The sequence below is a fragment of the Schaalia hyovaginalis genome, assembly GCF_014208035.1.
GTDB classification, from domain to species: Bacteria; Actinomycetota; Actinomycetes; order Actinomycetales; family Actinomycetaceae; genus Pauljensenia; species Pauljensenia hyovaginalis.
This window is the reverse complement of sequence record NZ_JACHMK010000001.1, coordinates 693,391-715,635: the sequence shown is the minus strand read 5'-3', so window position 1 is coordinate 715,635 and position 22,245 is coordinate 693,391. Positions and strand designations below refer to the sequence as shown.

At 68.4% G+C, this 22,245-nt stretch carries 19 protein-coding genes and 3 tRNA genes; 1 reads left to right on the top strand and 21 read right to left on the bottom strand.

Features of this window, described 5'->3' with window-relative positions:
- Nucleotides 1-101 precede the first annotated feature (101 nt).
- The 4 genes from rpmG to HD592_RS03035 form a co-directional block, all read right to left on the bottom strand.
- Entirely contained in the window at nucleotides 102-272 is a 171-nt protein-coding gene (gene rpmG / locus HD592_RS03050) for a 50S ribosomal protein L33 (protein WP_184451806.1), read from the bottom strand.
- 50 nt (nucleotides 273-322) lie between these two features.
- Nucleotides 323-396 (bottom strand) — tRNA-Met (locus HD592_RS03045).
- A 26-nt stretch (nucleotides 397-422) separates the two neighbouring features.
- Nucleotides 423-495, bottom strand: a tRNA-Thr gene (locus HD592_RS03040).
- Between the two features lie 92 nt (nucleotides 496-587).
- A tRNA-Tyr gene (locus HD592_RS03035) sits at nucleotides 588-669 on the bottom strand.
- Between the two features lie 125 nt (nucleotides 670-794).
- Here HD592_RS03035 and HD592_RS03030 point away from each other — a divergent pair.
- The gene (locus HD592_RS03030; protein WP_184451804.1) at nucleotides 795-1,298 is read left to right on the top strand and encodes a YajQ family cyclic di-GMP-binding protein; all 504 of its coding nucleotides are present in this window, start codon (nucleotides 795-797) and stop codon (nucleotides 1,296-1,298) included.
- 61 nt (nucleotides 1,299-1,359) lie between these two features.
- Here HD592_RS03030 and htpX read toward each other — a convergent pair whose 3' ends face one another.
- The 17 genes from htpX to HD592_RS02945 all read right to left on the bottom strand — a co-directional run bounded on the left by htpX (nucleotide 1,360) and on the right by HD592_RS02945 (nucleotide 22,243).
- Nucleotides 1,360-2,241: a zinc metalloprotease HtpX gene (gene htpX, locus HD592_RS03025; RefSeq protein WP_184451802.1), complete on the bottom strand. Its 882-nt coding sequence runs from the start codon at nucleotides 2,239-2,241 to the stop codon at nucleotides 1,360-1,362.
- Between the two features lie 61 nt (nucleotides 2,242-2,302).
- The gene (locus HD592_RS03020) at nucleotides 2,303-3,844 is read right to left on the bottom strand and encodes a Rib/alpha-like domain-containing protein (protein ID WP_184451800.1); all 1,542 of its coding nucleotides are present in this window, start codon (nucleotides 3,842-3,844) and stop codon (nucleotides 2,303-2,305) included.
- Nucleotides 3,845-4,030: 186 nt separating this feature from the next.
- Nucleotides 4,031-5,530: an FAD-dependent oxidoreductase gene (locus tag HD592_RS03015; RefSeq protein ID WP_184451798.1), complete on the bottom strand. Its 1,500-nt coding sequence runs from the start codon at nucleotides 5,528-5,530 to the stop codon at nucleotides 4,031-4,033.
- 167 nt (nucleotides 5,531-5,697) lie between these two features.
- Complete coding sequence (locus HD592_RS03010) at nucleotides 5,698-6,711, bottom strand: polyprenyl synthetase family protein (protein WP_184451796.1); 1,014 nt, start codon at nucleotides 6,709-6,711, stop codon at nucleotides 5,698-5,700.
- Complete coding sequence (gene nuoN, locus HD592_RS03005; protein WP_184451794.1) at nucleotides 6,708-8,273, bottom strand: NADH-quinone oxidoreductase subunit NuoN; 1,566 nt, start codon at nucleotides 8,271-8,273, stop codon at nucleotides 6,708-6,710. Before nuoN ends, HD592_RS03010 begins: the two co-directional genes overlap by 4 nt.
- Nucleotides 8,270-9,829 (bottom strand): complex I subunit 4 family protein, encoded by a 1,560-nt coding sequence (locus HD592_RS03000; RefSeq protein ID WP_184451792.1) that lies wholly within the window; start codon nucleotides 9,827-9,829, stop codon nucleotides 8,270-8,272. The genes nuoN and HD592_RS03000 overlap by 4 nt, the downstream gene beginning before the upstream one ends.
- 12 nt (nucleotides 9,830-9,841) lie before the next feature.
- A complete protein-coding gene (gene nuoL / locus HD592_RS02995) occupies nucleotides 9,842-11,827 on the bottom strand; it encodes an NADH-quinone oxidoreductase subunit L (RefSeq protein ID WP_184451790.1) in 1,986 nt (661 codons plus the stop codon).
- 13 nt (nucleotides 11,828-11,840) lie between these two features.
- Nucleotides 11,841-12,140, bottom strand: a complete 300-nt coding sequence (nuoK, locus tag HD592_RS02990) for an NADH-quinone oxidoreductase subunit NuoK (protein ID WP_184451788.1) — start codon at nucleotides 12,138-12,140, stop codon at nucleotides 11,841-11,843.
- Complete coding sequence (locus tag HD592_RS02985; RefSeq protein WP_184451786.1) at nucleotides 12,137-13,105, bottom strand: NADH-quinone oxidoreductase subunit J; 969 nt, start codon at nucleotides 13,103-13,105, stop codon at nucleotides 12,137-12,139. Before HD592_RS02985 ends, nuoK begins: the two co-directional genes overlap by 4 nt.
- Nucleotides 13,102-13,764, bottom strand: coding sequence for an NADH-quinone oxidoreductase subunit NuoI (gene nuoI, locus HD592_RS02980; protein ID WP_184451784.1), 663 nt, complete (start codon nucleotides 13,762-13,764; stop codon nucleotides 13,102-13,104). Before nuoI ends, HD592_RS02985 begins: the two co-directional genes overlap by 4 nt.
- Nucleotides 13,757-15,067, bottom strand: a complete 1,311-nt coding sequence (nuoH, locus tag HD592_RS02975) for an NADH-quinone oxidoreductase subunit NuoH (RefSeq protein ID WP_184451782.1) — start codon at nucleotides 15,065-15,067, stop codon at nucleotides 13,757-13,759. Before nuoH ends, nuoI begins: the two co-directional genes overlap by 8 nt.
- Nucleotides 15,064-17,631, bottom strand: a complete 2,568-nt coding sequence (locus HD592_RS02970; RefSeq protein ID WP_184451780.1) for an NADH-quinone oxidoreductase subunit G — start codon at nucleotides 17,629-17,631, stop codon at nucleotides 15,064-15,066. The genes nuoH and HD592_RS02970 overlap by 4 nt, the downstream gene beginning before the upstream one ends.
- A complete protein-coding gene (gene nuoF / locus HD592_RS02965) occupies nucleotides 17,628-18,929 on the bottom strand; it encodes an NADH-quinone oxidoreductase subunit NuoF (RefSeq protein ID WP_184451778.1) in 1,302 nt (433 codons plus the stop codon). The genes HD592_RS02970 and nuoF overlap by 4 nt, the downstream gene beginning before the upstream one ends.
- On the bottom strand, nucleotides 18,926-19,639 hold the full coding sequence (nuoE, locus tag HD592_RS02960) for an NADH-quinone oxidoreductase subunit NuoE (RefSeq protein WP_184451776.1): 714 nt from the start codon (nucleotides 19,637-19,639) through the stop codon (nucleotides 18,926-18,928). The genes nuoF and nuoE overlap by 4 nt, the downstream gene beginning before the upstream one ends.
- Nucleotides 19,636-20,982, bottom strand: coding sequence for an NADH-quinone oxidoreductase subunit D (locus HD592_RS02955; protein WP_184451774.1), 1,347 nt, complete (start codon nucleotides 20,980-20,982; stop codon nucleotides 19,636-19,638). Before HD592_RS02955 ends, nuoE begins: the two co-directional genes overlap by 4 nt.
- On the bottom strand, nucleotides 20,982-21,692 hold the full coding sequence (locus tag HD592_RS02950; RefSeq protein WP_184451772.1) for an NADH-quinone oxidoreductase subunit C: 711 nt from the start codon (nucleotides 21,690-21,692) through the stop codon (nucleotides 20,982-20,984). The genes HD592_RS02955 and HD592_RS02950 overlap by 1 nt, the downstream gene beginning before the upstream one ends.
- Nucleotides 21,689-22,243, bottom strand: coding sequence for an NADH-quinone oxidoreductase subunit B (locus HD592_RS02945; protein WP_154475178.1), 555 nt, complete (start codon nucleotides 22,241-22,243; stop codon nucleotides 21,689-21,691). The genes HD592_RS02950 and HD592_RS02945 overlap by 4 nt, the downstream gene beginning before the upstream one ends.
- Nucleotides 22,244-22,245 lie beyond the last annotated feature (2 nt).

Genomic DNA, 22,245 nt, shown 5'->3' with positions numbered 1-22,245 from the left:
CGGCGCGGAGCCGTCGAGGGACGCCGACGCCGCGAGCAGCAAGAAACCCCCGGAGGACTCCTCCGGGGGTTGACAGCTCGAGCCGTCCAGCGGACCTCGCGTCAGCGGGTCTCGCGGTGCTGGGTCGACTTGCGGCAGCGAGGGCAGTACTTCGCGAGCTCAAGACGATCCGGCGTGTTGCGACGGTTCTTCTTCGTGATGTAGTTGCGCTCCTTGCACTCCGAGCAGGCCAGAGTGATCTTGGGGCGAACATCCTGAGACTTGCTTGCCACGGTGTGTCCTCTTTTGCTGAATAGTGGTGTCGTCGCGCGACCTTGATCGGTAGCGGGGGCGGGGCTCGAACCCGCGACCTCACGATTATGAGTCGTGCGCTCTGACCAGCTGAGCTACCCCGCCGCGGCGCGACCTGCGGCCGCGACCAGAGCCCCGAAAGGGAATCGAACCCTTGACCTTCTCCTTACCATGGAGACGCTCTGCCGACTGAGCTATCGGGGCAACGCGGAAGAGCCTAATCGAGTTCGGACCGCTTTCGCAATCCGCGCGACTGAGAAGGTCCTCACACGCAGATCCCGGTTGAACCGGGACTGTGGCGGGGGAGGGATTCGAACCCCCGAAGCATTCCGCGGCTGATTTACAGTCAGCTCCCTTTGGCCACTCGGGTACCCCGCCTTGCTCCGCTTTCGCGGTGCCGTGGAAGAATAACAGGAAAAGAACTCCGATTGCCAATCGGGCATCGGATTCGGCCGATAACGACGTGAACAGGCCGCTCACGTCGGCTACCCGAAAGGAAGATCGTGGCTGACTCCTCATTCGACATCGTTTCGAAACTCGACCGCCAGGAGGTCGACAACGCGGTGAACCAGACCGCGAAAGAGATCGCGACCCGCTACGACTTCCGCGGCGTCGACGCCTCGATCCGTTTGAGCGGCGACACGATCGAGATGGAGGCGAACTCGTCCGAACGCGTCATGGCGATCCTCGACGTCCTCCAGACCAAGCTCATCCGCCGCGGCCTCTCGCTCAAGTGCCTCGACTACAAGGACCGCGAGCCCAAGGCCTCGGGCAAGATCTACAGGCTCGTCACGCCCCTGAAGGAGGGCATCGCGCAGGACACGGCGAAGAAGATCGCCAAGCTCATCCGCGACGAGGGCCCCAAGGGCGTCAAGGCCCAGATCCAGGGCGACGAGCTCCGCGTCTCCTCGAAATCGCGAGACGACCTCCAGGCGGTGATCGCACTGCTCAAGGGCCCCGAGGGCGACAAGCTCGACACCGCCCTCCAGTTCGTCAACTACCGCTGAGATTCTTCACACACGCCTTCGCCCCGGCCGGAGCGATCCGACCGGGGTGAAGGGGGCGCGATCAGTAGCCCGCCATCTTCTCCAAACGGGCGATGCGCTCATCCATCGGAGGATGGGTCGAGAAGAGTCTGCGAAGGCCCGCTCCCCTGAAGGGGTTGGCGATCATCATGGCGGCGACGTTCTGGTTCGCGGGCGTGGGCTGAAGCGGTGCGCGATCGGTCACAGTTTCGAGCTTCCTCAGCGCGGAGGCCAGGGCCAGCGGGTCCTGCGTGAGCGTCGCGCCGTCCTCGTCCGCATCGAACTCGCGCGTCCGCGACAGGGAGAACTGGATGAGCGTCGCCGCGAGAGGGGCGAGCAGCGCGATCGCGATCCCGGCGAGCACGCCCACTCCCCCACCCTCGTCATCCCGGTTGCGCCCGCCCCCGAAGAACATGAGGAACTGCGCGATCGACGTGACCAGGCCGCCGAGGGCCGCCGCCACCGAGGAGGTGAGGATGTCGCGGTTGTAGACGTGCATGAGCTCATGGCCGAGCACGCCGCGCAGCTCCCTCTCGCCGAGGATCTCGAGGATGCCCTCGGTGCAGCAGACCGCCGCATGCTCCGGGTCGCGGCCTGTCGCGAAGGCATTCGGCGTCCGGGTGGGCGCGATCCAGATCGAGGGCATGGGCTGGCCCGCACGATCGGAGAGCTCGCGCACGATCCGGTGGAGGTCCGGCCGCTGCGCCTCGGACACCTCATAGGCGTTCATGGCGCGCAGCGACATGGACGCGGAGTTCCAGTAGGCGTAGGCGGTCTGGAACAGGCCGAGGGCCGCGAACACCCAGAGCCAGATCGACCGGCCCGTGCTGTTCGCGATGATCCAGCCGACGGCGGCCAGGAGCGCCCACAATCCGCCGAGGAGTACGGCGGTCTTCAAACCGTTGCGATAGCCCCGATGAGTCATGACTCGAGGATATGGGCACCGGCTGAACAGTGCCTGGGAAAGGGTGGGCGCTCCTGCCCGCTCAGCTCTTCGAAGGCCGGCGGAGGAGCAGGAGGGCAGCCCCCGCCGCGAGCGCGCCGCCCGCGCCGAACATGACCCCGAGGTGCGCACCGGTCGTCGCGAGCTTCACACGAGCGCCGGAAGACGCCTTCCCGCCCGTCCCGCTCCCGGTCGCCGCGTTCTTCGGTGCGGCATCGGCTTTCGGAGCGGCATCGCTCTTCGCAGCGGTGTCGGTCTTCGGCGCCTCTGCGGAGGGACGAGGGGGATCGAGGGGCTCGGCGGGGACGAGGGGCACGAGGGCCTGCGCCTTCTTCACGAGGACGCGGCATTCGAGCTCGTCACGGGTCCCGTCCCGATAGTCGACCCTCACGGGGATCTTCACCTCCGAAGCGGGGAAGTCCTCGGGGATCGCCCAGGTGAGCAGACCGTTCGCCGGATCGATGCGCGCACCGGAGGGCGCCTCGCCCGGCAAGGAGAAGACGCTCTTGTCCGGCAGGGACGCCCCTTCGCCGAAGTCCACGGGCGCGCTGACGGCCTCATCCCCCGCGTAGCCGGTCCGAGGGGCGCAGGAGGGGGCTGCGAGGTCGGAGAGACCTTTGACGCGGATGGTGACTAAGCGCGAAGAGGCATTGCCCACGGAATCGACGGCCCGGATCGTCGCGGTGAATTCGCCGACCCGGTCGATCCGGCCTTCGAGGCTCCCCGGACCGCTCCCCGTCATGAATCCGCGAAGGCTCACGCCTTCGGCCGAACCCGGGTCGAGGCTGACGACCGGGACGCTCCAGTTGTCGCTCACCTTGACCGGCGCACTGAAGGCCTCGCCCTTCATCGCATCGACGGCCTCAGCGACCTCGATGAGGGGAGCCCGGGTGTCCCTCGAGGTCACGCGCGCCTTCAGGGCGCGGGAGGCCCCGCCGGCGTCGGTGACGGTGAAGGCGACCTCGACGCTTCCGGGCGAGGGCGCCGTTCCCGTGGCCGTCCCGTCCGGCGAGATCACGAGGTCGCCGATGCCGCCGTTGTCAGTGATGGTCACCGCATAGGGCTCGCTTCCGCCCGTCGCGCTGAAGATCTTCGTACCGGCCGGGAAGGGGCTGTCCTGGTCGAGGAGGAGGTCCAGGGCGCTCGCCTCCAGGGCCTTGCCGACACTGACCGTAATCCTCTTGGTAGCCGTCCCGAATCCGTCATAGAACTTCAGCTCGAGGGTGAAGGGCCCCTCCCCCGCCTTCAGCTCGCGGGTCGTGGCCAAGCGCCAGGTCCCGGCGTTCTTGTCGACCTGCTTGAGGGTGAAGCCCTCGGGCAGCCCCGAGGCGAAACCCCAGGTCTGGTAACTGCCGACCGAGGACGGGTCCGCCGATTCGACGGCGAAGACGTAGTCGAGAGCTTTTCCGGCTTCAACGCGCTGATCGCTCGCGCGGATCGTCAGGTCCTTCACGGCCGGCGCCGCGACGAGGACCCCGTGCGGGGCCGAGGGGAGGGGGGCTGCCGCCGAGGGCATCGCGGGCGCAAGAGCGGCGAGGATCGATGCTCCCAGCAGGGCACCGACCGCGGAACGGGACAGGGTCATGGGATTCTTCGCTTCCTCAAGAGTCGAAGGGTGCGGATGAGCACCCCGGAACACCTTAGACATTAGGGTTGTCTAATGTAAATAAGTGCTACCTCATATGCGAGTGCGCTCTTGAGGACGTCCCCTCCCCATACGCGTACGCGAACGCGGGCCCGCCCGAAGACGAAAGCCCGCGTTCGCATGAGCTCAGGCGCGACGGCCGGGCCCCGTGTAATCCTCGAAGCGCTCCGGGGCCGCCGGAACGCCCATCTCCCCCATGTCGCCGATGAGATCCGCCCGATCGACCGGCATCGCCCGGGAGATGTCGGTCATCGCCCGGCGGGAGACGACCTTCACGCGCTCTCGGACGCCGCGCCCCTCGGGCAGCGGGCCGTAGGCCGCGCCGAGCTCCTTCTCGTAGGCGTCGAGCAGCTCCCACCCCTCCCAGGTGGTGTACTCGACCCCGCGCTCCTCCAGGAGCGCGATCATCGCCTCATGGCCCACGGCCTGGGTCTTGGCATGCAGGCGCCCGGCGTTCGCGTCCTCGACGAGGTGCGCGATCGTCTGCTGGGCATCCGACTTCGTCGAGCCGATGAGCCCGACGGGACCCCGCTTGATCCACCCCGTGGCGTAAATCCCCGTGAGGGCCTCCTCCACGCCCGCGCCGGCCTGCGGGACGACCCGCCCCTCGACATTGGGCACGACGCGGCGCTCGCCGTCGAAGGGAAGGCCCGGGATCGGAGACGAGGCGTAGCCCACCGCCCGGTAGACGGCCTCGACGGGCCACGTCGTGATGACTCCGGTGCCGCGCACCGACCCATCGCCGACGAGCTCCGTGCGCTCCGTGCGGACCGCCTTCACATGGCCGTCCTCATCGGCGACCACCTCGACCGGCGCCTGGAAGAGGTGGATGTGGATCCGGCGCGACGCCGTGCGCTCCTCGGGATCGATCGAAGCGTACTGCGTGAGGGTCTTGACCACCTGCCGCTGCTGATTCGACTCGCGCAAGGCCCGCTCCGAGCCCTCGTCGAAATCGAAGTCCTCCTCGTCGACGATGACATCCACGTCGGGGACCTTGCCCAGCTCGCGCAGCTCCAACGGGGTGAACTTCACCTGCGCGGGGCCGCGCCTGCCGAAGACGTGCACGTCCGTGATCGGATTGGCCTCAAGGCCGCGGGCGACGTTCTCGGGGATCTCGGTGACCAGCATGTCCTCGGCGTGCTTCGCGAGAACGCGCGCCACGTCGAGCGCCACATTGCCCACGCCGAACACGGCCACGCTCGACGCGGTCAACGGCCACGAACGCGGATAATCAGGATTTCCGTCGTACCAGGAGACGAAGTCCGCCGCCCCGAAGGACTCGGGAAGGTCGATGCCGGGGATGTCGAGCGGGGCGTCCCGGTCGGCGCCCGTCGCGATGATGACCGCGTCGTAATGATCCTTGAGATCATCGATCGAGACGTCCCGACCGACCTCCACGTTTCCGAGCAGGCGGATGTCCCCGCGCTGGAGGATCTTGTACAGGGCGACGATGATCTGCTTGATCCGCGGATGATCGGGAGCGACGCCGTAGCGCACCAGTCCATAGGGGGCGGGGAGGCGCTCGAACAGGTCGATGCTCACCTCGAGCCCGGACTTCGACAGGATGTCGGACGCATAGATCCCGGCAGGACCCGCACCGATGACGGCGACGTTCAAGACGGACAAGTGGGCTCCTCTCGAATCCGGGCGAATCCCGGCGGCACTCTTCGTGCGGGACCGATCCGCGCACGCCCCAATCCTAACGAGGCTGCGCGCAAGGTCATCTTTTCGAGACGCGGCTCACCGCCGCCCGCCCCGATCGCGACGATCACCGGGGCCGGGAAGCGGCCGCTTCAGGCGAGGCGATCCACCATGAGGTGGGCGAAGGCGACGAGGGCCGTCTTCGCCTCGCCCTCGGGAAGCGGATCGAGCAATCCGATGGCCCGCTCCGCACGCTCCCTGGCGAGCTGCCGGGTCTCCTCGAGGACGTCGTGGGCCCGCAGCGCCGACACGACGCGATCGAGCGCCTCGTCGGAGGACAGATCCGCGTCCAGAGCCGCGAGGATGCGCGCCCCGTCCTCGTCGATGCGCCCCTCCGCCTCACGGCGGCGCAGAAGGAGGACCGGGAGGGTGTCGACCCCCTCGCGCAGATCGGTCCCGGGGGTCTTCCCGGAGGTCTCACCCGTCGACGCCAGATCGAGGACGTCATCGGCGATCTGGAAGGCGACGCCGATCTCCTCGCCGAAAGCCGAAACGATCCGCGCCGTCTCCTCGCCCGCCCCCGACAGCCACGCGCCGAAGTGGGCGGCAGAGGCGACCAGCGACCCGGTCTTGTCGGCGAGCACCCGGATGTAGAAGGCGACCCGGTCCTCGCCCTCAAGCGGGCCGAAGGTCTCGTTGAGCTGCCCGATGCACAGGCGTTCGAAGGTCTTCGCATGATGCGCGACCAGCTCGGGCCCCAGAGCCGCGATCAGGACAGATGCGCGGGCGAAAAGGACGTCGCCGGCCAGGATCGCGCGATTGTTGCCCCACAGGTGCTGCGCCGAGGGAACGCCGCGCCGCGTCGGCGCGGAATCCATCACGTCATCGTGGTACAGGGAGGCCAGATGCGTGAGCTCGACTGCGGTCGCGCCCGTGATGACCCGCTCCGACAGGGCGAGCCCGGGATCGCCGAGCTGGGCGCAGACGAGCGTCAGGACGGGGCGCAGTCGCTTGCCGCCCGCGCGGGCGAGGTGACTCGTGAGCTCATCGACGAGGTCCCGCGAACCCGACACGGCCTCGCGGAGACGACGCTCGACGACCTCGAGCCCCGGAGTGATGCGGGACTCGAGGTCGGGAGCGGAAAGATCAGGCGCTGAAACGGTCACGGCAGCAGTATGACGACCTGGGAGAGGATCGACAAAACCGGACCGGGGAAGACGCCCAGGATGATCGTGCCCGCGGCGCACGCCAGAACGGCGAGCCCGGCGAAGCCCTCGGACTTCACCACGACCGTGTTCTCAGCCGGATCCGTGAAGAACATGAGCCGGACGAGACGGAAGTAGTAGAAGGCCGTGACGGCCGAGCAGGCGAGGGCCAGGGCCACGAGCCAGCTCATGCCGCCGGCGAAGCCGTCCGCGAAGACGACGAACTTGCCCACGAAGCCCGCGGTGAGCGGAATGCCCGCGAAGGACAGGAGGAAGACGAGCATCGCCGCGGCGAGCACCGGGCTCCTCCTGCCCAGACCGGCCCAGCGCTCCAGGGCCGTCGCCTCGGCGCCCGGCGCGCCGTCCGCGAAGGCCGCGCGCACGAGGGAGACAACGCCGAAGGCGCCGACCGTGGCCAGGCCGTAGGACAGGACGTAGAAGAGAACGTGACCCGTCGACCCCTTCACCAGGGAGAAGACCCCGATGAGGATGAAGCCCGCGTGGGCGATCGACGAGAAGGCGAGCATCCGCTTGACGTCGGACTGGACGATACCGGTGAAGGTGCCGACCAGCATCGTCAGGACCGCGACGGCGACGAGCACGGGCAGGAGATCCCACTGGAGGATCGCCGCGACCGACTCGTAGAAACGGAGCATCGCGGCGAAGGCCGCGACCTTCACGCCCGCCGCCATGAAGCCCGTCACGGGGGTCGGGGCGCCCGTGTACACATCCGGGGTCCAGGCGTGGAAGGGGGCGGCGCCGATCTTGAAGAGGAGGCCGATCATCACCATGACGACGCCCGCCAGGGCGATCCAGTCCATTCCGGACTTGTTCGGCAGGATCGACGCCGCATCGGAGATCGTCAGCGACCCGCAGGCCCCGTAGAGGAAGGCCGATCCCATGAGGAGGAAGGCGGAGGCGAAGGCCCCGAGGATGAAGTACTTGAGCGCCGCCTCCTGGCTGAGCTGACGCCTGCGGCGCGCGGTCGCGGCGAGGATGTACAGCGGGAGCGACATGACCTCCAGGGCGACGAAGAGCGTCACGTAGGAGTCCGCCGCCGGGAAGAGCATCATGCCCACGACGCTGAAAAGGGTGAGCGGGAACATCTCGGAGCGCTGGTAGCCCTTCGCATCGGAGAGCTCCTCATCGGCCGAACCCGGGCGATCCGAGGGCTGTCCGGCGAAGGCGCCGTCCCCGGCCTCGGTACGATCGGCCATGACGAGCAGGGCGACGAAGGCGATGAGCACCAGGATGAACTGCGCGGCCAGGGTGAGGGGGTCCTCGATGTACTCGCCGAGACTCGAGGGGCTCCCCTGGACGGCGAGCCAGCGGGTCGCGAGAACCGCGCCGGCGACGAGGGTCGTGAGGAGGCAGACGGCGATGACGAGGGTGCGCCTCGTCCTCACCGGCGCGAACGCCTCGATGAGGACCCCCGCGACGGCTCCGCCGAGCACGACGATGACCGGGATGAGCGGGGCCCACGCGATCTGCGGTGCGGTGAACGATGCGGCGAGGAGATTCACTTGGTGCTCCCTTCGAGGAGGGTCTGCGCCTGGGCGGGAGCGGAGGCGCCGAGGGCGAAGTCAGCGGAGATCGGGGTCAGCGCATTGACCAGGGGCGCCGACCAGATGCCGAGGACGACCATGGCGACGACGAGCGGAGCCATGACGAAGCGCTCGCGCGCACCGATGTCGGCGAGCCCCTCCTTGCCCTTCGCCGGCCCGCCGGTGAAGACGCGCTTGTAGGGCCGCATGACGTACACGGCGGCGATCACCACGCCGAGCAGCGCGAGGGCGCCGAGCAGGACGCTCTGCCTCCACGTGCCCATGAGGACGAGGTACTCGGGGACGAAGCCCGACAGGCCCGGCAGCGCGATCGAGGCCAGGCCCGCCGTGAGCCACAGTCCCGCGAGGTACGGGGTCACCCGCTGCATACCCGAGTACTCGCGCATGTCCTGCGTGCCGCCGCGCTGGGCGAGCCAGCCCGACAGGAGGAACATCGCGGCGATCGAGACGCCGTGGGCCACCATGTAGAACATCGCGCCCACGAGGGCGATGTCGGAACCGATGAAGATGCCGAGGACCATGAAGCCGAAGTGCGACACCGAGGTGTAGGACACGAGGCGCATGATGTCGTCCTGGCCGTTCGCGGCGAGACCGCCCCAGAGGATCGACAAGACCGCGAGGGAGCACATCACCGTCGCCGCCTGGGCGGCCGCGTCCGGGAAGAGGCGCAGGCACAGCGTGATCATCCCGAAGGTGCCGATCTTGTCGAGCACGCCCACGAGGAGCACCGAGGTGCCCGGCCGCGCGTTCGCCGCCGTATCGGGTAGCCACGTGTGAACGGGGACCATCGGGGCCTTGATCGCGAAGGCGACCATGAAGGTCGCGAACACGCCCATCTGGACCGCTCCGGAAAGGGCCGGCGCGGTCGCCGCCAGGGAATCGAGGCGGAAGAAGAGGGCGGAGCGCTCAGGAGCGAGGGCCCACAGCGCGACGATGCCGCCGAGCATGACGAGCCCGCCGGCGAGCGAGAAGAGGAGGAACTTCATCGCCGCGGCGCGCCTCGCGCCCTCCTCACCGACGCCGTAGCGGCCAATCATGAGGAAGAGCGGGATGAGCATCGCTTCGAAGGCGATGTAGAAGACGACGAGGTCGTAGGCCGCGAAGATGAGGACCATGAAGGCCTCGAGGAAGAGGACCAGGCCCGCGTAGGAAGCGGCGTCGCAGTCCTTCTCATCATCGTTCCATCCCGCGATGAGGACGATCGGGACAAGCGCCAGGGCCAGGAGGATCATCACCAGGCCGAGGGCGTTGACGCCCAAGGACCAGGAGACTCCCATCTGGGGGATCCACGAGAGCGACTCCACCAGCTGATAGGCGGACGGATCCGACCAGTCGAAGGCGAGCGCCGCCGCGGCCGCGCCGCCGAGTTCCAGCAGGGAGACGGCGAGGGCGAAGCCCTTGCCCGAGGACTTCCGCAGTCCGGGGATCGCCCACAGGAGGAGCGCTCCGAGGGCCGGGAGAACCACGAGGAGGGTCAGCCAGGGGAAGGCGGGTTCAACGAGTGTGTTGTGCATGTTCGAACTACCTCACAGCCTGAAGCCGAGCACGATGGCGAGGGCGCAGAGGGCGCCCCCGAGGATGTAGGCCGCGTAGGTCCTCACGTAGCCGGTCTGGGTCGCGCCGATGAGCTTGCCCAGCGCCGACGAGCCCTTCGCGACGCCGGAGACGATCCCGTCGACGGCCTTCGCATCGCCCAGAGCCGCTCCCTTCGCGAGGGCGGCCGCAGGCGCGATGAAGAGCGTCCCGTTGACTTCGTCCTGGTAGAGATCCTTGCGAGCGGCCTCGGTGAGGGCGCTGCCCGCGGGCACCGCCTTCGGCACCTCGACCGCGCCGTAGCGCCGCCAGGCGATCCACGCGCCGAGGAGGACGAGGACGAGGGTCGCGACCTGGATGACGACGACCGGAAGAACAGGTTCGGCGTGCTCGACGCCGCCGATGGCCGGCGCGAGCCAGTGCGTGAAGAAGTCGCCGATCGACATGAGTCCGCCGATGAGGATCGCGCCGAGGGCGAGGACGATCATCGGAACGGTCATGAGCGGTCCGGACTCGTGCGGGTGCACGGGCGCGCCCTCGGCCTGCGTGGTCCACCTGGCGGTTCCGTGGAAGGTCATGAAGAACAGGCGCGACATGTAGAAGGCGGTCAGCCCCGCGCCGAAGAGGGCGACGAGCCCGAGGACCCAGCCCATCCACGGGGCTTCAGCGCCGCCGAAGGTGTGCGCGGCGAAGGCCGCTTCGATGATCTTGTCCTTCGACCAGAACCCGGAGAAGGGCGGGACGCCGAGGATCGCGAGCCAGCCCATCATGAAGGTCGCCCAGGTGATCTTCATGGCGGTCCGCAGCGCGCCGAAGCGGCGCATGTTGACCTGGTCGGCCATGCCGTGCATGACCGAGCCCGCGCCGAGGAACATGAGGGCCTTGAAGAAGCCGTGGGTGAACAGGTGGAAGATCGCGAAGGCCCAGCCGATCGGGCCGAGGCCCGCGCCGAGCATCATGTAGCCAATCTGCGACATCGTCGAGGCCGCGAGGACCTTCTTCATGTCGTCCTTCGCGGAACCGACGATCGCCCCGAAGAGGAGTGTGATCGCGCCGATGATCGCGACGGCGGTCGCTGCGGCCGGAGCCGCCACGTACACGGCTCCGGAGCGGACGACGAGGTAGACGCCCGCGGTGACCATCGTCGCCGCGTGGATGAGCGCCGACACCGGGGTCGGGCCCGCCATCGCGTCGCCGAGCCAGGCCTGCAGCGGGAACTGGGCCGACTTGCCGCAGGCGGCCACGAGGAGGAAGAGGCCGATCGCGGTCGCCTGGGCGGTCGGGATCGCGCCGACCTGGGCGCTGACATCGGCGAAGCGCACCGAGTTGAAGTTCGCGACCATCGCCATCATCGCGGCCAGCATGCCCATGTCGCCGACGCGGTTCATGATGAAGGCCTTGTTCGCCGCGGAGGCGTTGGCGGGCACGTGGTTCCAGAAACCGATGAGTAGGTAAGAGGCCAGGCCCACGCCCTCCCAGCCGACGAAGAGCACCGCGTAGGAGTCCGCAAGGACGAGGGTGAGCATCGCGGCGATGAAGAGGTTGAGGTAGGCGAAGAAGCGCCTGCGGTCGGCGTCGTGCTCCATGTAGGCGATGGCGTACACGTGGATGAGCGAACCGACGAAGGTTACGAGGACCACGAAGGTCATCGACAGCGGATCGACGAGCGTTCCGAAGTCGATCTTGAAATCGCCCGCGGGGATCCAGGAGAACAGGGTCGAGGTCATCCGGCGGGAGGATTCATCGGCCCCGAGCATCTGGGCGACGATGACGGCGCCCACGATGAAGGAGAACCAGGAGGCGCAGGTGGCCAGGAGATGACCCCAACGATCCGACCTGCGTCCCGCCAGGATGAGTACGGCGAAGGACGCGAGCGGCACGGCGATCATGAGCCATGCCCACGATGCGGCGCCCGTCGCGGCAACGGGCTCGACGGCGGCGGAGCCTTCGGCTCCGAGCAGCGCGAGGGATGCGAACATTCTTCTTCCTCCCTCAGTGCTTGAGCAGGTTGACGTCGTCAACGCTCGTGGTCGAGCGCGACTTGAAGATGGACACGATGATCGCCAGGCCGACGACGACCTCAGCGGCGGCGACGATCATGACGAAGAAGGCCATGATCTCGCCGTTCACATCGCCGAGGAGCCTCGCGAAGGTCACGAACACGAGGTTCGCGGAATTGAGCATGAGCTCGACGCCCATGAGCGAGATGATCGCCGAGCGGCGCACGAGGACGGTGACTGCGCCGATCGCGAAGAGCACCCCCGCGAGGACGATGTACCAGGACAGACTCACTTCTCCTCCTCCTGGACGGTCGCAAGGCCCTCGGCCTCGTCGACGGCGGGCGCGAGCGGCTGATCGAGGCCGGTCGGAGCGGCCGGACCGGGCATGCCCCAGGATCCCGAACGCGGGACGGCCGCGGAGGCCTCGGGGGCGAAGGGCGAATCGATGACATCGCCGTTGCGCGCGAGCATGAGGGACTGGGCGACCTCGTGATCGATCTGATCCAGGGAGCGCTCGAGGCCGCGCACGCGGATCACGCGGGGCACGGACTCGGGGACCGGGGCGAGGGTCTCGCCCGAGATCGCGGGGACGTCCGCCGCGTTCGAGTGCGCGTACACGCCCGGAGCGGGGAGCTGGCCGATGCGGCGCCCCGACTCGGCGAAGGCGCGCATCTTGGCCTTGGCGGTCTCCTCCTGGGTGATCTTCGGGCCGAGGCGGTCCGTGTGGGTCAGCAGCATCGCGCCGATCGCCGCCGTGATGAGGAGGGCGCCGGAGATCTCCATCGTCAGCCAGTGCTCGGAGAAGAGCGTCTCGGCGAGGGAGGTGATCGGCTCATCGGAGTAGGGATCGGCCTCGGCGCCCGTCATGAGTCCGGCGACCGTCGTGCGGCCGATGACGGCGACCAGGACGACGACCAGGCCGAGGCCCCCGAGGACGGCCGCGACGATCGTGCCGCGCGACTGCGTCGCGTAGTCGTCGGTCGCGCCGATGCCGATCATCATGATGACGAAGAGGAAGAGCATCATGATCGCGCCGGTGTAGACGACGATCTGGACGATGCCGAGGAAGGGCGCGGACTGCGCGATGTAGAGCACCGCGAGTCCCAGCATGACGCCGACCATGCAGATCGCCGAGTACGCGGCCTTCTTGAAGAAGAGGACTCCGAGCGCGCAGGCGATCATGAAGATCGCCGTGCACGTGAAGAGCACCGCTTCGCCCGTCGAGGCCATCGCTGGCCAGTTGCTCGACAGATTCATCGACGCACCTCCTTGGCGGCGGATTCGGCGGAGGCGAGGCTCGCGTCCTCAGGCCTGCGCTCCTTCACCCACGCGATCTGCTCGCGGGTCGGAGCGGTGACCTCACCGCGGTAGTAGTCGCCGTCGGACAGGCCCTCGACCATCGGGTGGGGCGGGGCGAGCATGCCTTCGGCCAGCGGGGCGAGAAGATCCTGCTTCTCGTAGATGTCGGAGGCGCGGTCGTACACGGCGAGCTCGAAGTCGTTGCTCATCGTCAGGGCCCGGGTCGGGCACGCCTCGATGCACATTCCGCAGAAGATGCAGCGCAGGTAGTTGATCTGGTAGACGTTCCCGAAGCGCTCGCCCGGCGAGTACTGGGCCTCGGGGGTGTTCGACGCGGCCTCGACGAGGATCGCATCGGCCGGGCAGGCCCACGCGCACAGCTCGCAGCCGATGCACTTCTCCAGGCCGTCCGCGTAGCGGTTGAGACGGTGACGGCCGTGGAACCTCGGCTGGACGCGGGCGGGTTCGCGCGGGTACTGCTCGGTGACCGTCGGCCTGAAGAAGGACGAGATCGTGACGCCGTAACCGGCGACGGGCGCGAAGAACTCCGCGATCGGCCCCTTCGGATCGTGTTCGAAACGCATCGGAGCGTCCTTGTCGGGGGACTTCTTACTCATCGCTTCCCTCCTTCGAGGCGGTCGCTTCGATCGGCGCCCGGGGCGCCCGGGGCGAGGTGACGGGCTGCTGGCCCGGCAGAGGCGGAACGGGGAATCCGTCGGCGAAGCCGGTGTACTCCTCATCGGCGGGGTTCGTCGCGGGCTCCGGCTCGCCCTTGTCGGTCACCCACATGACGAGCATCGCGAGGGCGAAGACGACGACGATCGCCAGGCCGAGGACCGGCAGGGAGACCTCGACCCACGCCGTAATGCCGCGGATGATCGCGACGGCCACGATCCAGACCAGGGCGATCGGCATGAGCCACTTCCATCCGAGCGTCATGAACTGGTCGTAGCGGAAGCGCAGGAGCGTGGCGCGGGTCCAGATGAGGAGGAACATGAAGAACCACATCTTGAGGAAGAACCACAGCATGCCCCACCAGCCGTCGTTGAGGAAGGCGACGTGGGAGAAGGGCCACGGAGCGTGCCATCCGCCGAGGAACATCGTCGTCGCGACCGCCGAGACGTTGAGCATGTTGACGTACTCGGACAGGTAGTACCAGCCGAACTTCATCGAGGAGTACTCGGTCATGTGACCGGCGACGAGTTCGCCCTCGGCCTCGGGCAGGTCGAAGGGGAGGCGGTTGACCTCGCCCGTCGCGCTGATGCAGTACACGATGAACGCGGGGATGAGCGGGACGACCCACCAGACCCGGCCCTGAGCGGCGACGATCTGCGAGGTCGACATGGTCCCCGACATGAGGAAGACCGAGACGAGCGCCATGCCCATCGCGAGCTCGTAGGAGATCACCTGGGCGGAGGAGCGCACCGCGCCGTAGAGCGGGAGCGTCGAGCGGGTCGACCATCCGCCGAGGACCACGCCGTACAGGCCGAGCGAGGTGATCGCGAGGATGTAGAGCGTCGCGACCGGCATGTCCGCCAGCTGGAGCGGGCTCGAGTGCCCGAAGAGGTTGACGTTCGGGCCCATCGGGATGACCGCGAACACGCTGAAGGCCGAGAAGGCCGCGATCGCGGGGGCAAGGAAGTAGAGGAACTTATCGGAGCGCCTCGTCCACATGTCCTCCTTGAAGAGGAGCTTGCCCGCGTCGGCGATCGCCTGGAGCAGTCCCAGGGGGCCGGCGACGTTCGGGCCGGGACGGGTCTGCATGCGGCCGAGGCCTCGACGCTCGACCCACAGGGCGAGGAGCACGTTGAGGATGAGGAAGACGATGATGAAGACCGCTTTGATGAGCGTCAGCCACCACGTCTCCTCGGAGAAGTCGGAAGCGGTGTAATCGGGCACCGCGGCGAGCAGAAGATTCACCGGGCCACCTCCCCAGTGGCGCTGAGAGCCACGACGGTACCGGCGGTGCCGAGTGACTGATGGACGAGGGAACCGCTCGAGCACTCGGGCACCCACACGACACGGTCGGGCAGGTCCGCGATCTGCGCGGGCAGTGCGACTGTTCCGCGCTCGGTGGCGAGGACCAGTTCGGCGCCGGAGGCGAGGCCGAGCGCCTCGAGGGTCGCGGCCGACACGAGGGCGACGGGCCTGCGCGCCGCACCGGAGAGCCAGGGGGCGCCGTCCTGCAGGCGTCCCGCGTCGAGCATCGGCTTGTGCGTCGCGAGGATCGCCTGGCCCTCGCCGACCGCGGTCGGCGAGGGGGCGGTGCCCGCGGCGAAGACCTCACGCGCGCCGTCCCAGCTGATGAGCGGGTTCACCTCGTCATACAGATCCGTCAAGGTCGTGACGCCCAAGTCGACGCCGAATTCCTCGGCGAGCTTGGCGAACACGTCGCGATCGGTGAGCGAGCGCGCCGACACCGCCTGGCCGAAGGGGCGCAGACGGCCCTCCCAGTCGATGAAGGTGCCGTTCTTCTCCAGCGGCGGCGCGACGGGAAGGACCACGTCGGCGAGCTCGGTGACCTCGGAGGAGCGGACCTCGAGGGAGACGAGGAAGGGGACGGCTTCCAGCGCGCGCAGGGCGCCGGCCGGATCCTCGAAGTCTCGGACGTCGACGCCGCCCACGACCAGGGCGCCGACGCTTCCGTCGAGGGCGCCCGCGAGCTGGAGCGCCGCATCGCGTCCACGAGCCGAGGGCAGGCCCTCCCATCCGAGGGAGGCCCGGGCGGACTCGTCGCCGAGAGGACGGCCGAAGGGGAGGAGGCCGGGCAGCAGGCCCGCCTCGAGGGCGCCGCGATCGCCGGAGCGGCGCGGGACCCACTGGAGCCTCGCGCCCGTGCGCTCGGCGAGATCGACGACGGCGCTGAGGAGGCCCGGAGCGGCCATGGCCCGCTCGCCGACGAGGATGATCCCGCCCTCGAGCGATGCGGCGAGCACGGCGTTCGCGCCCCCGGCGTCGATCGAGGCGACGACCTCGGCCTCGGTGCCCGGAGCGGCCCGCAGGAGCTCCGCCGAAAGCTTCGCGGAACCCCTGGAGGTGAAGGGGGCGATCGTCGACACCTTGACGGTCCCGGCGCGCACGCCCTTGCGCAGGCGCAGGAAGAGCGCACCGACCTCGTCCTCGGGCTCGAGCGCCACGAGGAGGACGCGGCCGGCCTTCTCGACATCGGAGTAGGTGACGCCCAGACCGGAGCCCGCGACACGGGAGGCGAGGAAGGAGCGCTCCTCCTCCGAACCAGGACGCGAGCGGAAGTCGATGGAATCCGAACCCACGACCGTGCGGGCGAACTTGCCCCACGCCCAGGCGTCCTCGAAGGACAGGCGGCCGCCGGGGAGGAAGCCGACCTCGCCCGAGGCCTCCTGGAGACCGGCGCGGACGCGGTCGAGGGCGTCCGACCAGGAGGTCGGGACGAGTTCCCCGTCGACGCGGACCAGCGGGGTCTTCAGACGGGACTCCTTGTCCCACTCGAAGGCGAAGCGGTCCTTGTCGGTGATCCACTCCTCGTTCACCTCGGGGTCGTTGCCCGCCATCCGGCGCACGACCTCGCCGCGGCGGATGTCGACGCGGATCGCAGAACCCGAAGCGTCGTGCTCGGTGACCGAGGCGGTCGATACGAGGTCGAAGGGGCGTGCGCGGAAGCGGTACGAGGATGCGGTGAGCGCGCCCACCGGGCAGATCTGGACGATGTTGCCCGAGAAGTACGAGGCGAAGGCGCGTCCCGACTGATCGCGATCGACGGGCCCGAGTTCGCCCTCGTTCACCGAGCCGATGATCCCGGCCTCGCCGTAGGGGCCGCAGATGCCCGCCGTGCCGAGCTCCTTCGCCTTCGGATCGTGGTAATCGAGGGTCGAGGTGTCGAAGCCGCCGATCTGCTCCGCCATGAAGTAGTGATCGTCCGTCGGCGCGGTGCCGCCGCCGCGGCCCTGAAGATCGATGAAGACGTCACCGGAGATCTCCTTGCCGAAGCGCACGCAGCGCTGGCACAGGATGCAGCGGTCGCGGTCGAGGAGGATGTGGCTGGTGAGGCGCAGGGGCTTGCGGTAGCTGCGCTTCGCATCGGCGAAGCGCGAGGTCGCGCGCCCCTCGGTCATCGCCTGGTTCTGCAGGGGGCACTCGCCGCCCTTGTCGCAGATCGGGCAGTCGAGCGGATGGTTGATGAGGAGGAACTCCATGACGCCCTTCTGGGCGCGCTCGGCCACCTCGGAGGTGAACTGCGTCTTGACCACCATGCCGGGCGCGACCGTCTGCGCGCAGGCCGGCTGCGGCTTGGGCATGAAGCGGAGCTCACCGGTGTTGCGGTCGGGCATGCCGACCTCGACGAGGCACTGGCGGCACGCGGCCACCGGCTTGAGCAACGGATGATCGCAGAACCGCGGGATGCGGATCCCGACCTTCTCTGCGGCTCTGATGACGAGCGTGCCCGCGGGGACGCTCACCTGGACGTCGTCGATGGTGACGTCGATCAACTGGGGAGCGTCGCTCATCGGACACCTCCTCGCGCGTAGACGGCGGATGCCTCATAGGGGAAGAGCTCCCGGGCGGGCGTGGTCAGGCCCGCCTCGAACTCCTCGCGGAAGCGCTTGATACCGGACATGATCGGCGTCGCCGCCGCATCACCCAGGGGGCAGAAGCTGCGGCCCGCGATGTTGTGCGCGATCTCGTCGAGGAGATCGACGTCGCCGGGAAGGCCCTGGCCCTTCTCGAGGCGGAACATGATCTGCTTGATCCAGTAGGTGCCCTCGCGGCACGGGGTGCACTTGCCGCAGGACTCGTGCTGGTAGAACTCGGCCCATCGGGCGATGACGCGGACCACCGAGGTGGTCTCGTCGAAGACCTGCAGGGCGCGGGTCGCGAGCATCGAGCCCACGGCCCCCACCGACTCGTAATCGAGCGGCGTATCCAGCTCGGCCTCGGTGAACAGCGGAGTCGAGGACCCGCCCGGAGTCCAGAACTTGAGGGTGTGGCCCTCGCGGATCCCGCCCGCCATCTCGATGAGCTCGCGCATCGTGATGCCGAAGGGGGCTTCGAACTGGCCCGGGTTCTTCACATGACCCGAGATCGAGAAGAGGCCGTGGCCCTTCGACTTCTCGGTGCCCATCGACGCGTACCACTGCGCGGACTTGCGGAAGATGCCCGTCACCTGGCAGACCGACTCGACGTTGTTCACAACCGTCGGACGCGCGTACAGGCCCGCGACCGCGGGGAAGGGCGGTTTGATGCGCGGATGGCCGCGGCGGCCCTCGAGGGAGTCGAGCAGGGCCGACTCCTCGCCGCAGATGTAGGCGCCGGCGCCCGCGTGCGCGGTGATCTTCAGGTCTGCGAGGATGCCCGCCTCGCTCGCCTCCTTGATCGCCGCGAGGAGGCGGCGGTACACGTGCACGACCTCGCCGCGCAGGTAGATGAAGGCGTGCTTGCAGTTGATCGCGCGGCTCGTGATCGCCACGCCCTCGACGAGGATGTGCGGATTCGCCATGATCGTCGGGATGTCCTTGCAGGTGCCCGGCTCGGACTCGTCGGCGTTCACGACGAGATAGCGGGGCAGCCCGTCGTCGGGCGGGAGGAAGGACCACTTCAGGCCGGTCGGGAAGCCCGCGCCGCCTCGGCCGCGCAGACCCGAGTCCTTCACCTCGGCGACGATGTCGGCCGCCTCCATCGTGTTCGCCCGCTTGAGGCCCTCGTAGCCCCCGCGATTGAGATAGGACTCGAGGGTCCAGGAGCGCTCCTCGTCCCAGCCCTTCGAGACGATCGGGGTGAGAACCCCCGGTGCAGCGAATGACGTCATGCCTGCTCGCCCCCCTCGGTGATGTCGCCCTGGTCGCTCGGCGAATCGACGGCGACCGGCTCGGTCCAGCCCTTGGCGGCGGCGAGCCTCAATCCCAGGAGGCTCGGCTCGCCCGCGGAGGGGCCCTCGTTCTCATGGCCGTCGAGGAAGCCCGCCAGCGTGCGCTCGACCTCCTTGAAGGTCGGTGCGACCTCGGCGCCGCGCGTCGGGCGCACCGGACGGCCCGCCTCGATGTCCTCCACGAGGGCGAGCGCGGACTGGGGGCTCTGATTGTCGAAGAACTCCCAGTTCACCATCACGACCGGCGCGTAGTCGCAGGCCGCGTTGCACTCGATGCGTTCGAGGGTGATCCTGCCGGACTCGCTCGTCTCATCCGAGCCGACGCCCAGGCGTTCGGAGACGGCGTCCCAGATGTCGTCACCGCCCATGACCGCGCACAGGGCGTTCGTGCACACGCCCACGAGGTAGTCCCCGTTGGGATGGCGCTTGTACTGGGTGTAGAAGGTCGCCACGGCGCTCACCTCGGCGCGCGAGACCCCGAGGATCTCGGCGATGAGGGCGATGCCGTCCGGGCTCACGTAACCGTCGACCGACTGGACGAGGTGGAGCATCGGCAGCATCGCCGAGCGGGCGTGACCGCTCGGGTAGCGCGAGATGATCTCAGCGGAATCCGCCCGCAGGCGGGCTTCAATTTCGGGGGCAAAGCTCATCGGTCGACGCCTCCCAGGACCGGATCGATGGCGGCCAAGGAGACGACGACGTCGGCCAGCTGGCCGCCCTCGGTCATCATGGCCAGGGACTGGAGATTCGCGAAGGAGGGATCCCTGAAGTGCGCCCTGAAGGGGCGGGTCCCCCCGTCGGAGACGAGGTGCACGCCGAGGATGCCCTTCGCGTGCTCGACGGTCTGGTAGACCTGCCCGGCCGGGACGGTGAAACCCTCGGTGACGAGCTTGAAGTGGTGGATGAGCGACTCCATCGAGGTGCCCATGATCTCGCGGATGTGCTCGAAGGAGTTGCCCTGGCCGTCGGCGGCCACCGACAGCTGCGCGGGCCAGGCGATGTGCGGGTCGGCGACCATGACGGGCGCGCCCTCGGTGGCGTCGAGGCGATCGAGCACCTGGTAGATGATCCGCAGGGACTGGTAGCACTCGTCGAAGCGGACCATCGTGCGGTTGAACACGTCGGACTTGTCGCGCACGGGGACGTCGAACTCGAACTGCTCGTAGCCGCAGTACGGCTGCGACTTGCGCAAGTCGAGGGGAAGGCCCGCGGCGCGCACGCCCGGTCCGGTGGTGCCGAGCGCCATGAGGGCCGACAGCGGCATGACCGCCACGTCGCACAGGCGCTTCTTGAAGATCGGGTTCTCCTTCGTGATGTCCTCGAGCTCGCCGATGTCGCGGCGCGCCTTGGGGAGGAGCTCACGGATGTAGTCGACCGTGCCCTCGCCGATGTCCTGGGCGACGCCGCCCGGTCGGATGTAGGCGTGGTTCATGCGCAGGCCCGTGATCCGCTCGAAGATCCTCAGGATCTCCTCGCGTCCGCGGAAGGCGATCGTCATGAGCGTCGTCGCGCCCATCTCATTGCCGGTCGAGCCGATCGCGACGAGGTGGGAGGCGATGCGGTTGAGCTCCATCATGAGCACGCGGATGAGGCAGGCGCGCTCGGGGACCTCGTCGGTGATGCCGAGGAGCTTCTCGACGGCGAGGCAGTAGGCGACCTCCTGGAAGAAGGGGGCGACGTAGTCCATGCGGGTGCACAGCGTCGTTCCCTGCGTCCAGGTGCGGTACTCCATCGTCTTCTCGATACCGGTGTGGAGGTAGCCGGTGTCGACGCGGGTCTCGCGGACCGTCTCCCCGTCAAGTTCGAGGATGAGGCGCAGGACGCCGTGGGTCGAGGGGTGGACGGGGCCCATGTTGACGACGATGCGCTCCGAGGAGATCTTCTCGATCTCGTTGAGGACGTCGGCCCAGTCGCCGCCCTGGGTCATGACCTCGGGGATCTCGTCGGCGTCGATGGGGGCGCCGGTCGCGGCGTGGAAGTTCGGGGTGCTCATCAGTTGTACGACCTCCGCGTGTCGGCGGGCGGAACGGTGGCGCCCTTGTATTCGACGGGAACGCCGCCGAGCGGGTAGTCCTTGCGCTGGGGGTGGCCCACCCAGTCGTCGGGCATGGCAGTCCTGGTCAGCGAGGGGTGCCCGTCGAAGACGATGCCGATCAGGTCCCAGGTCTCGCGCTCCTGCCAGTCGTTGGCGGGGTAGACGGGGACGATCGTGGGGATGTGCGGATCCGCGTCCGGACAGGTGACCTCGAGCCTGATCATGCGGTTGTGGGTGATGGACAGGAGCGGGTAGATCGCGTGGAGCTCGCGCCCCGCATCACCGGGGTAGTGGGCGCCGTTCGTGCCCAGGCACATCTCGAAGCGGAGGTCGGCGTCGTCGCGCAGGTGCTTGGCGACGCGGGCGATGTGGTCGCGGACGATGAAGATCGTGAGTTCGCCGCGGTCGACGACGACCTTCTCGATGACGTCGGAGGCCTCGAGACCATCGGCGGCGATGAGCTCTTCGAGGACGTCGACGACGGTGTCGAACCAGCCGCCGTAGGGGCGCTGCGATTCGCCGGGGAGGAAGCTCTCGGTGACGAGTCCGCCGAAGCCGGAGGTGTCGGGGAACATGCCCTCACGGCGGGTCATGGGTTCGGGGGCGCCGAAGGCCCTATTCACGGCGGCCGCCTCGGCTCCGCCGGTCGTTTCGAGCGCGTCGCTCATGCGAGGAGTCCCTTCATCCGGTGGGTCGGGGTCGCCGCGAGGGCCGCCTGCTCGGCCTTGCGCGCGATCTCACGACGGTTGACTCCGAGGGGCTCCTTGCCGATCTGCTCACGGAGGGTGAGGATCGCGTGGATGAGCGCCTCGGGACGGGGCGGGCATCCGGGGAGGTACACGTCGACGGGGACGATGTGATCGCATCCCTGGACAACCGCGTAGTTGTTGAACATACCGCCCGAGGAGGCGCAGGCGCCCATCGAGATGACCCACTTCGGTTCCGGCATCGAGTCGTAGACGCGACGGATGACCGGGGCCATCTTGTGGGAGACGCGGCCGGACACGATCATCAGGTCGGAGTGGCGGGGCGAAGCGCGGAAGACCTCGAGCCCGAAGCGCGACATGTCGAAGCGCGGGGTGCCGGCGGCCATCATCTCGATCGCGCAGCAGGCCAGGCCCATGGTAACGGGCCACTGGCTGTACTTGCGCGCGAGGCCGAGGACCTTCTCGACGCTCGTCAGGGCGATGCCCGCGGGCAGGCTCTCTTCAAGACCCATTG